Source organism: Undibacterium sp. GW821-FHT11B02 (assembly GCF_058808955.1).
On record NZ_JBXASD010000024.1, the window covers coordinates 1 to 13,815 of the forward strand.

Annotated in this window: 16 protein-coding genes and 1 riboswitch; of the genes, 10 read left to right on the top strand and 6 right to left on the bottom strand. The window is 52.0% G+C overall.

Annotated features, from left to right (window positions below; genetic code table 11):
- From AC1RVX_RS29490 to AC1RVX_RS29505, 4 genes are all read left to right on the top strand, one after another.
- Entirely contained in the window at positions 1-177 is a 177-nt protein-coding gene (locus tag AC1RVX_RS29490) for a tautomerase family protein (protein WP_493219632.1), read from the top strand.
- A gap of 230 nt (positions 178-407) precedes the next feature.
- Positions 408-1,028: a flavin reductase family protein gene (locus AC1RVX_RS29495; protein ID WP_493220160.1), complete on the top strand. Its 621-nt coding sequence runs from the start codon at positions 408-410 to the stop codon at positions 1,026-1,028.
- Positions 1,029-1,247: 219 nt separating this feature from the next.
- Positions 1,248-2,144, top strand: coding sequence for an alpha/beta hydrolase (locus AC1RVX_RS29500; RefSeq protein WP_493220161.1), 897 nt, complete (start codon positions 1,248-1,250; stop codon positions 2,142-2,144).
- A 30-nt stretch (positions 2,145-2,174) separates the two neighbouring features.
- The gene (locus AC1RVX_RS29505) at positions 2,175-2,438 is read left to right on the top strand and encodes a hypothetical protein (RefSeq protein WP_493220162.1); all 264 of its coding nucleotides are present in this window, start codon (positions 2,175-2,177) and stop codon (positions 2,436-2,438) included.
- 428 nt (positions 2,439-2,866) lie between these two features.
- Here the strand turns inward: AC1RVX_RS29505 and ttcA are convergent, their stop codons facing one another.
- From ttcA to AC1RVX_RS29520, 3 genes are read right to left on the bottom strand one after another with little or no spacing between them, the layout of a single operon-like run.
- On the bottom strand, positions 2,867-3,808 hold the full coding sequence (ttcA, locus tag AC1RVX_RS29510) for a tRNA 2-thiocytidine(32) synthetase TtcA (RefSeq protein WP_493220163.1): 942 nt from the start codon (positions 3,806-3,808) through the stop codon (positions 2,867-2,869).
- A 32-nt stretch (positions 3,809-3,840) separates the two neighbouring features.
- Complete coding sequence (locus tag AC1RVX_RS29515) at positions 3,841-4,239, bottom strand: dihydroneopterin aldolase (protein ID WP_493220164.1); 399 nt, start codon at positions 4,237-4,239, stop codon at positions 3,841-3,843.
- Positions 4,240-4,252: 13 nt separating this feature from the next.
- On the bottom strand, positions 4,253-5,056 hold the full coding sequence (locus tag AC1RVX_RS29520) for an SDR family oxidoreductase (RefSeq protein WP_493220165.1): 804 nt from the start codon (positions 5,054-5,056) through the stop codon (positions 4,253-4,255).
- Positions 5,057-5,101: 45 nt separating this feature from the next.
- Between AC1RVX_RS29520 and AC1RVX_RS29525 the strand changes: the two genes are divergently transcribed.
- The 5 genes from AC1RVX_RS29525 to AC1RVX_RS29545 all read left to right on the top strand — a co-directional run bounded on the left by AC1RVX_RS29525 (position 5,102) and on the right by AC1RVX_RS29545 (position 10,769).
- Entirely contained in the window at positions 5,102-6,274 is a 1,173-nt protein-coding gene (locus tag AC1RVX_RS29525) for a class I SAM-dependent methyltransferase (RefSeq protein WP_493220166.1), read from the top strand.
- Positions 6,275-6,360: 86 nt separating this feature from the next.
- Positions 6,361-6,558, top strand: coding sequence for a DUF2905 domain-containing protein (locus tag AC1RVX_RS29530; protein ID WP_186946268.1), 198 nt, complete (start codon positions 6,361-6,363; stop codon positions 6,556-6,558).
- Between the two features lie 229 nt (positions 6,559-6,787).
- Positions 6,788-8,416 carry a tetratricopeptide repeat protein gene (locus AC1RVX_RS29535; RefSeq protein WP_493220167.1) on the top strand — a complete coding sequence of 543 codons (1,629 nt, stop codon included), beginning with the start codon at positions 6,788-6,790 and terminating at the stop codon, positions 8,414-8,416.
- A 66-nt stretch (positions 8,417-8,482) separates the two neighbouring features.
- Positions 8,483-10,039, top strand: a complete 1,557-nt coding sequence (locus AC1RVX_RS29540) for an HDOD domain-containing protein (protein ID WP_493220168.1) — start codon at positions 8,483-8,485, stop codon at positions 10,037-10,039.
- A gap of 82 nt (positions 10,040-10,121) precedes the next feature.
- The gene (locus AC1RVX_RS29545) at positions 10,122-10,769 is read left to right on the top strand and encodes a LysE family transporter (protein WP_493220169.1); all 648 of its coding nucleotides are present in this window, start codon (positions 10,122-10,124) and stop codon (positions 10,767-10,769) included.
- Between the two features lie 55 nt (positions 10,770-10,824).
- Here AC1RVX_RS29545 and AC1RVX_RS29550 read toward each other — a convergent pair whose 3' ends face one another.
- From AC1RVX_RS29550 to AC1RVX_RS29560, 3 genes are all read right to left on the bottom strand, one after another.
- Entirely contained in the window at positions 10,825-11,628 is an 804-nt protein-coding gene (locus tag AC1RVX_RS29550; RefSeq protein ID WP_493220170.1) for a hypothetical protein, read from the bottom strand.
- A gap of 6 nt (positions 11,629-11,634) precedes the next feature.
- Positions 11,635-11,997 carry an arsenate reductase (glutaredoxin) gene (gene arsC / locus AC1RVX_RS29555; RefSeq protein WP_493220205.1) on the bottom strand — a complete coding sequence of 121 codons (363 nt, stop codon included), beginning with the start codon at positions 11,995-11,997 and terminating at the stop codon, positions 11,635-11,637.
- Positions 11,998-12,074: 77 nt separating this feature from the next.
- On the bottom strand, positions 12,075-12,647 hold the full coding sequence (locus AC1RVX_RS29560; protein WP_493220171.1) for a TMEM165/GDT1 family protein: 573 nt from the start codon (positions 12,645-12,647) through the stop codon (positions 12,075-12,077).
- A gap of 46 nt (positions 12,648-12,693) precedes the next feature.
- A riboswitch (yybP-ykoY riboswitch) is annotated at positions 12,694-12,852 on the bottom strand.
- Positions 12,853-13,024: 172 nt separating this feature from the next.
- On the opposite strand from AC1RVX_RS29560, the gene AC1RVX_RS29565 reads away from it, so the two are divergent.
- Positions 13,025-13,771, top strand: coding sequence for an MgtC/SapB family protein (locus tag AC1RVX_RS29565; RefSeq protein WP_493220172.1), 747 nt, complete (start codon positions 13,025-13,027; stop codon positions 13,769-13,771).
- The last annotated feature ends 44 nt before the right edge of the window (positions 13,772-13,815 follow it).

Genomic DNA, 13,815 nt, shown 5'->3' on the forward strand with positions numbered 1-13,815 from the left:
GTGGAGCAGAAACGCAAGCTCGCGGAGTTGGTTACCCGATATGCAGTAGAAAAGGTTGGCGTCAGCCAGGACGATGTCACCCTGATGATGTATGCCATTCCCTTGGAGAGCATGAGCTTCGGCGGTGGAAAGCTGGTCTCTGACATCGACCTCTCCATGCCTTGGGTAAACAAGTAAGAACGACGAAGCTGCCCTGACCTTGGAAACGGGGCAGCGTCATTGACTTGAAACGGATATCTCGTTCGTTTCTCCGGCGTAGGGCTTATGTGGCTCCAATCCGACACCATTCTCTGAACGGTGATCGGGATGAATACAGCCATCACTCCGGCCCTGGTGCTGCGGACTCGCACCAAGTCGAAGGCGTTGGGGGCTGCATTTCTTGCGCCCGTACCAAAAGAGGTAAAGCTATGACCGACTGGCATTTCTATGAACCGGCGCAGGGGCATTCCCTGCGTCACGATCCGCTCAACGCCATCGTCGCTCCGCGACCGATCGGCTGGATCAGCACAGTCTCTAACGACGGCGTGCGTAACCTTGCGCCCTACAGCTTCTTCAACCTGTTCAGCTACAAGCCGCCGATCGTCGGCTTTTGCTCGCTTGGTGCTAAGGACTCGCTCGCCAACGCGCGTGACACCGGCGAGTTCGTATGGAATCTGGCGACGCGGGAGCTCGCCGAGGCGATGAATGCCTCCGCGGCGATGGTGCCAGCGCACGTCGATGAATTCGAGTTGGCCAAACTGGAGACGCTGCCTTCTGCCAAGGTACGGCCATCGCGTGTTGCGGCTAGCCCGGTGCAGTTCGAGTGCTTGGTCACCCAGATCGTGCAGCTTGAGGCGCTGGACGGCGCAGCGCTCCCGGCGTGGCTAGTATTGGGCGAAGCAGTAGCGATCCACATTGACCGGCAACTGATCAAGGACGGCGTGTACCAGACTGCGCAGGCGCGCCCGATCCTGCGCGGCGGTGGGCCAGCCGACTACTTCGAAATCGGTGCGGGGCAGCTCTTCACGCTTGAGCGACCGCGTGATTGACTCGGCGCCGAGCGACCGGGACAAAAGGGTGAAAGGCGCGCTGTCGCTACGCATTGGGGGGCCTTATGGGGCTTCTCCTATGCATATGACACAGGCTGCGCCTGTCGGCATCAATGGAGGTTCAAAGATCCATGGCCATACCTGGCCCCAGCCAGCTCATGGACAATTTTGCAAAGGAACTCGGGCGCCGCCTGACATTTTTCTACAAGGATAACTACCATGTTTCAACGTACCGATATCGCATTCGAAGCCGAGGGAGGCGTCACGCTGTGCGGCTGGCTCTATGTGCCCACCGGCGGCACTGGCCCCTTTCCCGCCATCACCATGGCCCATGGCTATGCCGGCGTGAAGGAGCACGGACTGGAGCGATTCGCCGAGAAATTCGCTTCCAACGGCTTTGTCGTCCTCCTGCACGATCACCGCAACTTCGGCGCCAGCGACGGCACACCGCGCCAGGATATCGACCCATGGCGTCAGATCGCCGATTGGCGGCGCGCGATCAGCTTCCTCGAAGACCAGGACGTCGTCGACGCGAAACGCATCGGCTTGTGGGGCACCAGCTATTCCGGCGGCCACGCGCTCGTGCTTGGCGCAACCGAACGCCGCTTGTGTGCGGTCGTCGCGCAGGTGCCGACAATCAGCGGTTTTGAGCAAGGACTGCGCCGCATTCCGCCCGACGCAGTCGCCGCCATCGAGGAGGCCTTCTCGGCGGATGAACGCGCGCAGGCGAACGGCGAGCCGCCACGCCGGCAGATGATCGTCAGCGCCGATCCGGCCGTCCCTGCTTCGTACCGCGCCAAGGATGCCATCGAGTTCTATCTGCAGTCCGTGCCCGACGGCGCTTGGGAGAACAGCGTCACGGTGCGCTCGACGCGCGCCGCGCGCATGTACGAACCGGGCATGTGGATTGCGCGCGTGTCTCCCACGCCGCTGCTGATGATCGTCGCGCTGCAGGACACGATCACGCTGACCGATCTCGAGCTGGCCGCCTATGAGCGCGCTCTTGAGCCGAAGCGCCTCGTGACGATCCCCGGCGGCCACTTCGATCCATACATCACCAGATTCGATCAATCCAGTGCCGCCGCGTTGGACTGGTTCAAGGAACACCTCGCGTAACTTCAAGTTGCAATAACACAGGAGCCCGACATGTCTCATCTCACCCATACCATCGAGCATGGCATCGCCACAATCGTTCTCGATCGTTCGCCGCAAAACCGCATCGGCGACCAGATGGTCGACGAACTGGCCACAGCGATCAACGCAACCGCACTCATCACCTGGCACGACGACCACCGCCTGGATAGCTGCGTGGCTTGGTTCGAGGCGCACTTCAGCGGTGAACTATACACAGCCATGCTCTGCAAGATAAACAATCCCAAGTGTCCGATTGAATACGGACTCTTGTATTAAAAGTTCATCTCTGCACCAGTCGAACCGCGCCGACAAGCGAAGTAAGGCTGAGGCTGCCCGCGTGCTGAACGGACAGGGACATTGTGATGCTAACTGCGGTATCCGGGATCATGTTCAACTCGTCACCAGCGCAACACCCGAGCTGATCGGCTTTTGAAAATTAGACGAATACGGTGTTATCGACAAACACTTGGCCGCTGTCGCAAATCGGTAATTTCATCCCGCAGTAAGCACGCCATGTGTCTTGGATGAATATTCACAATGGAAAGCTCAACAAATTAACTCTTTTACCATGCACTAATTTCCGCGCTCGGCAGCCCGGGTAGCGTGTTGTTCGAAATCTCCGCTACATCACAGAGTAAAATTCCGAGAAAAACAAGAATAACTCAGAGTATCAATATTTCAGATGGACCAGTTTTAATAATATTTTAATCCTGATCCAGATGCAGAGAAATTACGCCACTCGCTGGTGTCGCACAAGGTTCGTCGTCAAAAGCGATGTCACCATTTGGATTTGCTTCACCATTGATTTTCAAATCAGTAAAATTGAACAGCTTCTTGTCCATCAGATGTGATGGTGCGACAGTCGACAGCGCAGCAAAAATATTGTCTACACGGCCTGGAAATTTTTTATCCCATTCGCGCATCAAACCCTTGATCTGCTTGCGTTGCAAATTTTCTTGTGAACCGCATAAATCGCAGGGGATGATAGGGAAATTTTTCACTTCGGCATAGCGTTCAGTGTCGGCTTCTTTTACATACGCCATGGGGCGTATGACGATGTGCCGGCCGTCATCTGATTGCAGCTTGGCTGGCATGCCTTTTAGTTTGCCGCCAAAAAACATGTTCAGGAAAAAAGTTTCCAGAATATCGTCGCGGTGATGACCAAGAGCAATTTTGGTGGCTCCCAGTTCATCGGCAACGCGATACAAAATACCGCGACGCAGGCGTGAGCACAGTGAGCAAGTAGTTTTACCTTCCGGTATCAGGCGCTTGACGATGCTGTAAGTGTCCTGGTTTTCGATATGGTAGGGAATCCCCAGTTTTTCCAGATAGGCAGGTAAAACATGATCAGGGAAATTCGGTTGCTTCTGATCCAGATTGACCGCGACGATGTCGAAATTGATGGGCGCACGTTCACGCAATGTCATCAGAATGTCCAGCAGGGCATAGCTATCCTTGCCACCGGACAGGCAGACCATGACTTTGTCGCCTTCTTCTATCATATTGAAATCACCAATAGCCTGACCAACCAGGCGGCATAAGCGCTTGTGCAGCTTATTGTTTTCGTAAGTGATTTTTTCCTGTGACTTGGCCGTGGCTTTTACTTCCACCGGGGCGTCCGTCAATGTTTCAGTCAGAGCTTGCATGATAGTGTTTAAATTTGGACTTGAATTCGGGCTTAAATGTCGTTTTTGATCTGGAATACTTCTACGCCTACGCCTTCACAATCAGGATAGACATCGGGCTTCATGGTGGAAATGCGTACCGCACGCACACGTGGATGTGCCAGCATGATTTTCGCTACATCGTCACACAGGGTTTCCTGCAAGTGTACATGGCCTTTGGCAATACGGTCAGCAATCGTGCAGCGCATGAAATCATAATCGACGACTTCTTCCAACTGGTCATTTTTTGGTGTGGACAAAGCCAGCGGGATATACAGGTCCACGTTGAAGAGTACGCGCTGTTCACCTTTTTTCTCGAACTCATGCACGCCAATGTTGATGGAAATTTCATAATTACGCAAAAACAGGCGGCGGCAATCGGCGAGTTTTGGATGGTGCAGAATGGATAACATAGTGGTCCGATGATTAAGATGAAACAGGTGAGTTGGCAGTCGCCAGGAACATGACATCGCGCTGCAAGGGAATCAGGTGCTGGCCACCATCCACCAATACTGTGGTGCCGGTGATGGCAGGGCTGTCCGCCAGAAAACAGACAGTACGGGCTATATCTTCCGGTGTGCTTGAGTGACCCAGCGGCGTCACCTGATGCGCCTGCTGGAAATCTGCCGCACTCTGGTGGCCGGATACCATGGTAATGCCGGGTGCAACGCCGACTACCCGCACAGTCGGCGCCAGCGCTTGTGCCAGCGTCGTGGTTGCACATTGTAGTGCGGCCTTGGACAAGGTGTAAGACAAAAAGTCGGGGTTGAGGTTATATAGTTTCTGATCCAGCAGGTTGATGACACAGGCTTGCCGGTCTTTTGCGGTTGCTGCGTGCAGTGCCTGCGCCAGGATCAGTGGCGCTGCCAGATTGGCATGCATATGCCGGTCCAGACTCACATGACTGAAGCTGTGCACCTCGTCTTCGGCAAATAGCGAGGCATTATTGACGATGCAGTTGATGTTGCCCATGGCAGCGATGGCTGCCGGTAGCAGTGAACGTGTGGCCGTTTCATCGGCAAGGTCGGCCTGTAAGGCATGGGCACGGCGGCCCAGCGCCTGGATTTCTGTGACCAGTGTCTGTGCCTCTTCCGACGAATTGCCATAATGGACAACAATATCCCAGCCCCTGTGTGCCATGTACAGGGCGATATGCCGCCCTATGCGTTTGGCAGCGCCAGTGATCAGCGCTGTGCGGGCAGGGTGATTATTGCTGTTTATATTACTCATGGAAATTCTTAACAAGGATTAAGGCGTTTTTAATACAATGCGGCTATGCATAAATTATCTCTACCTGTGCCGGGCGATGATGCGCTGGCTGCTTCATCTGCTCTGCAACAACTGATTATCGACGACATTCGCCAACATCAGGGCTGGATACCATTTTCGCGTTACATGGAACTGGCACTGTATGCGCCGGATCTGGGTTATTACAGCGGCGGTGCAACCAAGCTGGGCAAAGACGGTGATTTTACAACTGCACCGGAAATGTCATCCTTGTTTGGTGCCGCGCTGGCTTCACTGGCAAGCCACATTTTTACTCAGACCAGGGCCGAAATCATGGAATTCGGTGCTGGTACAGGTAAGCTTGCGCTCGATTTTTTATCAGAATGTCAATTATCTGGAATAGCGATAGACCGCTATTTTATCGTGGAATTGTCCGGTGAGCTGCGCGCACGTCAGGAAGAATTGCTGAAAGACTTCCCGCAGGTGGTCTGGTTGCAAGAAATGCCAGACTCTTTTTCCGGTCTGGTACTGGGAAATGAGGTGCTTGATGCCATGCCGGTGGATCTCGTCATTAAAACTGCCGATGGCTGGCGAGAGGTTGGCGTCGCGGTGGTTGATGAAAACAGTATGCCCAGACTGATTTATCGTGAACAGGCCGGGCAGATATGCCATCCAGACAAGATCGCGCAAATTCCAGATGCTGATGCATTGCCTGTTGGTTACCTGACTGAAGTGCATGCCATTGCTAGTGGTTTCATGCGCAGTATTGCCAGGATGCTGGGTAAAGGTGAAGTGGCTACTGCTGCCATTTTCATCGACTACGGTTTTCCGGCGGCGGAGTATTATCATCCACAGCGTCTGCAAGGCAGCTTGATGTGCCATTACCGGCATCATGCCCATCCTGACCCGTTTTATCTGCCTGGCTTGCAGGATATTACTGCCCACGTCGATTTTACTGCCATGGCCAGGGCAGCGCTGGATGGTGGGCTGGAATTGCTGAGTTATAGCAGCCAGGCTGGATTTTTGATGACTACCGGTATCGCTAATATACTGGCGCGGACTCCGGCAGAACAGGTCATGCAATATCTGCCTCAGGCAAATGCTTTGCAAAAATTGGTGTCGCCAGCAGAAATGGGAGAGTTGTTCAAGGTTTTAATTGTGGGTCAGAAACTTGAACTGCCAGAAAATTTACTGCGACTGGATCGTAGCCATCGCTTATGATGGGTTGCCGTCAGAAATAATGCCGATAAATTTCCACATGGAAATTTATCGTTGAATATGAGAAGCAATTTAATCTGGAGTTTCATTTGCTGCGCTGGGTTGTGACCATCTTCATCGTCGTTGTTGTGTTTTCCAGCTTATTGCCATGGCTGGAAAAATTTGGCATAGGCCGCTTACCAGGTGATTTGCGTTTTCGCCTGTTTGGGCGGACTTTCTCATTTCCTTTTGCCTCGACCATTCTGATTTCCTTACTGGTTTTGCTGCTGGCGAAGATATTCAAATAAGAAGCTGTTGCAAAAGCGCGGTTGGGGCCTTCAAATCTATTAAATATGTTAAAGCCTTGCAACAATGTTGCTGCTTGGGGGTAAAGTTTCCATATGAATGCGCCGTCACTTTAATATAATGAAATAGACGTCCTTCTAATTTGAGGTTGTGCTGACCATCGGGGAGATTGGCAGCATGCCTGACAGCGATATAAAGAATAATTAAACAATAATTACGCTAAAGGTTGAAATGAGCGAACTCAGCGACATTCGGGCATTGCTCATTGAACCGCATTCAGGGATGCGGGTCAGTTTGCACAATATGCTGAATTTGTGCGGCATTACCAAGATAGAACATGGATTGTCCGCTGGTACAGCTGTGCGTGCTATTCAAGCCAAAGTCTTTGATCTGATTTTGTGTGAGTATGATCTCGGTGTTGGTCAGGATGGTCAGCAACTGCTGGAAGATATGCGCCACCACAAGCTGGCCCCTCTTTCCACGATTTTCATCATGGTGACGGCAGAACGTTCATATGCCAAGGTCGTCAGTGCAGCCGAACTGGCACCTTCTGACTATTTGCTCAAGCCCTTTACGGCAGATATGCTGCTGGAGCGTGTTATCCGTGCATTGGAAAAACGCAAGGCCTTTGTCGAAGTGCATAACCTGATGGAACAGGGGGCTGTTGCCGAAGCCATCATGGCCTGCCATCACGGCGAGCGCGACCATCCCAAATATGCAATTGACTTCATGCGCTTGCGTGCAGAATTACACGTTATCCATGGTGAAGCGGCAGAAGCCGAAGAACTATATAAATATTTATTTGAATTAAAAGCTGTCGCCTGGGCCCGTCTGGGTCTGGCAAAGACCTTGTTCATGCAGGGCAAATACCAGGAAGCCGAAGATATACTGAAAAACCTGGTGGCTGAAAATAGCAAGTACATGGATGCGTATGACTGGTTGGCCAAGACGCACGAAATGGCTGGTGCTTTACCTGAAGCCAAGGAAGTTCTGGATGTTGCTGTTGGTGTCTCGCCCCATGCGGTCCGGCGTTTGCGCAAGTTGGGAAAAATCGCGCTGGAAACGGGTGATATAGAAACTGCTGAGAATGTCTTGAAAAAAGTGGTCAGCAAGGCCAAGTTTTCCGAGTTTCGCGATCCTGAAGACCATATGAACCTGGTTGATGCCCTGGTGAAGAAAGGGGATACCGAACAAGCCAAGTCGGTAATACGTGATCTCGAAAAAAACATGTCAGGCTTAAAGAAAACTGCTGCTGTAAGGGCGATTTCTGCCGCCATGGTGCACGCCAAGACCGGTGATGCACGGCTGGCGGAAGAACTGGGGGCTGCAGTAGTCGCTTCGCGAGAAGACATCGGTCTTTCCACGGACGCCAAGTTGGGGTTGGCAAAAAGTTGTCTTGAGAATGATCAGGAAGACAATGCGTCCGAAATTATTCTGGGTGTCATGAAGAATGCCAGCGACCAAAGCGTTATGTCGCGTGCGATGGGCGTATTTGAAAGTGCTGGTAAAGGCCATATAGCCAAGGAACTGGCACAGCGTAGCCAGAAAGAAGTGATGGACCTGGTGGCTTTGGGTGTGCAAAAAGCCAAGCAAGGTGATTTCCGTGGTTCGGTTGAGCTGATGAGTGCTGCCGCCCGCAAATCACCAGACAATCCACAGGTTGTATTGAATGCAGCACTGGCTGCCCTCAAATGTCTGGAAAACATGGGGTGGGATCAGACTACCGGTGAACTGGCGCGCCACTTGATTGAATCAGCACGTCGCCTTGATCCCATGAATCCGCGTCTGAAAGCGATACGTGGGTTGTATGACGAATTACAGAAGAAGTACGGTATTACTACCGTACGCATGGCCAAATAAAAAACTTATTTAGAATTCATTTCACATTCAGGAATGAATCCTAAAGTAATACTAGCTGCGGAGATCATGGCAATTCAACCTTCTGTTCACCTCGACGAGCATGCACCGGAATCTGCCCGTGACCGCCTGCTGGTAAAAATCAATGAAGAGAGCAATTTGCCGACTTTGGGAGCTTCCATCACCAAGGTTGTGGAAATTACATCGTCAAGCGAAGACCCGGTCGCCAAACTGGCACATTTTGTTCTTGCTGACGTAGCCTTGACGCAGAAAATTCTTCGCCTGTCGAATACCATCCATTACCGCACCAGTTCGGGTGCACCTGTGACCACGATTTCGAGGGCCATATTTTTACTTGGTTTTAACAGTATTAAAACCAGTGCCATGGCGATGTTGCTGGTCGATTGTTTCAAGGATAAAAGTCACGCCAACAGTGTCCGGCGTGAGTTGATACAAGCGCTATGTGCCAGTATAGTCGGGCGTGAAATGGCTCAGCGTGGACGTTTCCAGGATGGGGAAGAGGCAGCGGTTGCGGCCCTGTTCAAAAACGTTGGCAAAGTGCTGGTGGCTTCTTTTGATCATCCTTTATATACGCGCATACAGGCGATGCTGCAGACTGGCAAGACCAGCTCGCAGGAGGCCAGCGACGTATTGCTGGGATGCAGCTATGAACGTTTTGGTGAATTGGCCCTGCAGGAATGGAATATACCGGACACCATCATTCAGTCGCTGGCACCTTTGCCTGCGGGCGAACTGAAAAAAGTTAACACTCGTGCTGAATGGCTGCGTCAGGTAGCCAGTTTCAGCGACGCCCTGGCATCCGTGATCATGACTGCCGGGTCAGGCAACATCACGGAAAAAGCACGTCCCTTGTTGCAGCGTTACGGTAAAGCGCTGGAGCTGGATCAGACCATGCTGGACGACATGCTGGTCCGGGTGGAACTGGAGACACGCCAGCTTGCCAAGAGCATGGATATAGCCATGTCCGACATCCATACCGGCGATGGTGATATTTCTGAGCAGAATGGCGTGCCAAACGAATTGCTGATGCAGGATTATGACAGCGGCGAGATTCAAAACGATCAGCGTCATCCTAGCGGCAAGCCCATCCACGCGCGCGATTTGTTGCTGGCAGGCGTGCAAGATGTGACCCAGATGCTGGCATCGGAATCCTTCAAACTCAATGACCTGATATTGCTGGTGCTGGAAACCTTGTATAGCAGTATGGGTTTTCGTTTTGCCACAGTTTGTTTGCGTGATTTGCAATCTGTGCGCTATGTTGCCCGTCTGGCGATAGGCGAAAATTATGCAGAGAGACAGAAAGGTTTTGCTTTTCCTGGCAAGCCTGACCAAAACCTGTTTCATCTGGCCATGGTGAACAATGTCGACTTGATGATTTCTGACGCAGCTGTACCCAAAATACAGAATTTGCTGCCCGAATGGCATCGTAAGTTGATGCCGGATGCCCGCAGCTTCATTATTCTGCCACTGGTGATACAGAAGAAACCCTTGGGATTGTTTTATGCCGATCGGGCAGTCAATGCTGAAGAAGGCGTGCCGCCGGATGAAACCGCGCTGATCAAAACCCTCAAGAGCCAGTTGCTGGCTGCCATGATGCGGGGTTAGAGGAGGGGATACAAATAAGTGGAAAGCAAGCTCCTGGCCTGCAGGTTACAATGGCTGACATTTACTTTCTGCGAGACTCCATATGCAATTTACTACCTGGCTCACCTTCTTTTTTGCCGCTTGCGTCATTGCGGTATCACCTGGTTCTGGTGCCGTGCTGTCGATGTCGCATGGCTTGAATTATGGTGTGAAAAAAGCGTCTGGAACCATCATGGGTTTGCAGGCTGGCCTGCTAGTGATACTGGCTATTGCAGGCGCTGGTGTCGGTTCGCTATTAATGGCGTCTGAATTTGCTTTTAGTGTCGTCAAAACTATCGGTGCGCTTTACCTGATTTATCTGGGTATCAATCAATGGCGCTCCAGGGTGGAAATAGTCAATGAGACAGAAATAGATCAGGTCACCAGCACTCAGGCTCCGGATATGTCCAAACGTTTCCTGATTGGTTTTCTGACGAATGCAACCAATCCCAAAGGGATAATTTTTATGGTGGCGGTGCTGCCGCAGTTTATCTCGCATGAGGCAGCTTTGTTGCCGCAACTGCTGATATTGGGTGTGACCATGTGTGCAATAGATCTGGTGGTCATGCACGGTTATGCTTTTGCAGCTTCCAGTATGCAGCGCTATTTCCGCGATCCCAAATGGCTGAAGAGCCAGAACCGTTTTTTTGGCGGTATCCTGATGGCGATAGGTACAGCATTATTCTTTATAAAACGCAGCCCTGCGAATTAAGAGCGTAAAAGCTTAAGAGTTGTGCCGATGGTTGCCCATCGGCAACTCTGCAAGCCTACATCAATGGAATCTGCTGTTTTTTTGCCAGTGCATCGATATCTTGCCAGATCGTCATTTGGTTTAGCAGGCGGGTAGCAGGATCGAGCATGGAATTCAGATTGAAAAAACGTTCCAGCGCCGTGTCATCGAAATTGCTGTGTTGCGAAAAATTGATGCGGCCATATTGCTTGCGAAATGCATGTAGCAAATCGGCTGGCGTGTCTTTATGCCAGACCTGCATCATGCCACCTACCATTAGCGCGCAGTCAGTTGTTTGTTCCAGTGTACGCGGGTTCTTCGAACTGGTTGCGTCACGGTAATCGAGCAGGCGAGGGAAATAGAATTTCCTGATCCAACTGGCCGGTATTCCGCCTTCACGCAGTAACACGCCGCTACGCCAGAGTTTCCAGCTTTTTTCAGCTTCGCTGGCATCTGTGAATTGACTGTCGGCTTCAATGACGCAGTCTTCTGCCAGTTCGATTTCCAATATGACAGGTAGGCCCGCCGTCACAGCAATATTTTCCAGTTCTGCCATTTGCGGTTTTTCGCCGTGCTGGCTTTGCAGTGCATTGACAAAGCTGCTCATGACTTGTTCATTATTCTGGTGCAGGGTGCTGGTGGCCTTGCAAAATGCGGCGCAGGCAGCAAAATACGCCATCAGTTCGCCCACCATGATGCCGCGTACAGGTTGTGTGTCATCTTGCTGAAAGCCCTGTCTGGGCATATTTGCCGCCAGGCCCTGGCGCAGGATAGGATAAAGCTCAGTTGAGATGCAGCCGTATTTGACGTGGCTGCCAGCGGCAAGTTTAAATTCTGACATGGCGGCTCAGGCTTTCTTGAACAGGGACAGGACGTGTTCCGGCGGACGTCCGATAGCCGCTTTATTTTGATAAGTAACGATAGGCCTTTGCAGCAAACGTGGATGGGCAGCGATGGCATGTAAAGCCGTTGCCGTATCGGCATTGTCCAGCTTCAGCAGCGCATATTCTTCCTCATTATTGCGCAACATGGCTTGCACATGATTGTCACCCAGGGCGGCGAATATGTGTTGCAGTTCATCAAAATTTAAAGGCGTTTTTTGATAATCAATGATATTTAAGGCAAGTGCCTGATCTTCGGCGATGGCGGTCAGCAAAGCCAGTGTTTCTCGGGATTTGGAGCAGCGTGGATTGTGGTAAATCGTTATCATTGTTGACATTTATCGTTCTTGGTAAATCCAAAGTGTGCAGGCAGTCTTTTGTGTGACTACCTGCGGCTACGGCGTTTTCAATAAAAGCCCTGACCTATGCCCGCGAGTACCAGCACACCCAGTATGGCAAACACGATTGCTGCCAGCCAGCGCACCAGTTTGAAAGGAAAGTTGGGCGCAGCAATTTTACCCAGAAACACTGCGGGTACATCGGCGATCAGCATGCCCAGCGTGGTGCCGGCAATCACCACTGGCAGATTGCTGTATTTAGCGGCCAGGGCAACGGTCGCCAGTTGGGTTTTGTCACCGATTTCGGCAACAAAAAAAGTAATGCAAGTCAGCACAAAAATGCCATAGGGCTTGTCACCTATACCGTCATCTTCCATTTCATCCGGTTTCAAGGTCCAGGCGGCTATCGCCAGGAATGACAGGCCCAATAACCAGCGCAACAGGGTGGGGCTGAACTGGCTGGCGACCCATTGCCCCAGCAAACCGGCAAGAGTGTGATTAAACAGGGTGGCAACCAAGATGCCCAATACGATAGGCAAGGGTTTTTTATAACGGGCGGCCAGCAATAAGGCCAGCAATTGGGTCTTGTCGCCGATTTCACCTATGGTGACGGCCAGGGTAGAGACGAGGAAAGCTTCCATGATGATGTGCGGGATGGGGCAATTTAACCAATGACAGCCATATCCCGCCCCATCCCTGGTCAGCAGAATACAACTATCAAAGGTCTTGCCCAACCTGACAGTGATTGACTGTCGGGCTTAAACGCACCATGGCCAGCCGGCCAAGTATGTTGATGCGCTTTCTTCAGCCGGGGGCTGAAGCAGGCTACTCCCCAATGAATGTGAGGGCGCATTATAGCGCAGCTTGGCGTATATTTCGCAATCTGGCTCACACCTAAGTGTGTTGCTGTAGCGAACATCGTAGGGATTTTGGGTGTGTAGTTGCTGATTGTCTGGCTGATCACGGGGGAGCTTGCTACACTGGAAGTCACTACCGACTAATTTTGTAAATAATATTTATGGAATCATTTTATAGCTATGCCATGCATTTCTGGTCTCAATCAGAGCTACATGCCAACCTGATCATTTTCATGAATCTGACGGGTGCCATGTTGCTTGGCTTCCTGGTGGGGTACGAGCGTTCTTACCATGGGCGTGCTGCCGGGATGCGTACCTATGGACTGGTCTGTATGGCGTCGGCGGCGTTGGTGGTGATTGCCGGTTATCCAGATTTCTGGTTTGGCGGGCGCGCGCTGTCACCAGTCAATCTTGATCCTTCGCGCACCATACAGGGGGTGGTGACCGGCATCGGTTTTCTGGGGGCGGGCGTTATCATGCGCGAAGGCTTCACCATCAGCGGCCTGACGACGGCAGCGTCCTTGTGGGCTTCATCTGCCATAGGCGTGTTGGTCGGGGTCGGTTTTTATGCAGCAGCCATTTTGCTTGCGCTATTGTCGGCTGCCTGCATGATCTGGGTTTATAAGCTGGAATCCTGGCTACCATCCAAGCCGGCAGTATCAATCACCATGCAATTTCGTCCCGGCTTTACCCCAAATGAAGATGCCTTGCGGAGGCTGGCACAGGCGCGTGGCTATGAAATTGCGGTCGGTACCCTGACCATCAGTTGCAAGGACGGACGCATAGAGTGGCGCTTCGTTGCCGTGGCGATCAGCCGCAAGCTGGCCACCCGCTTAAGTGGACTTGCCATGGAGCTGGGGGCATTTGACGGCATAGAAAATTATCAACTTGCTCACGCAAGAAATTAGGCTGCGTTGACCTGACATGCCTGAAAAAACAGCGGGGTGCGGGA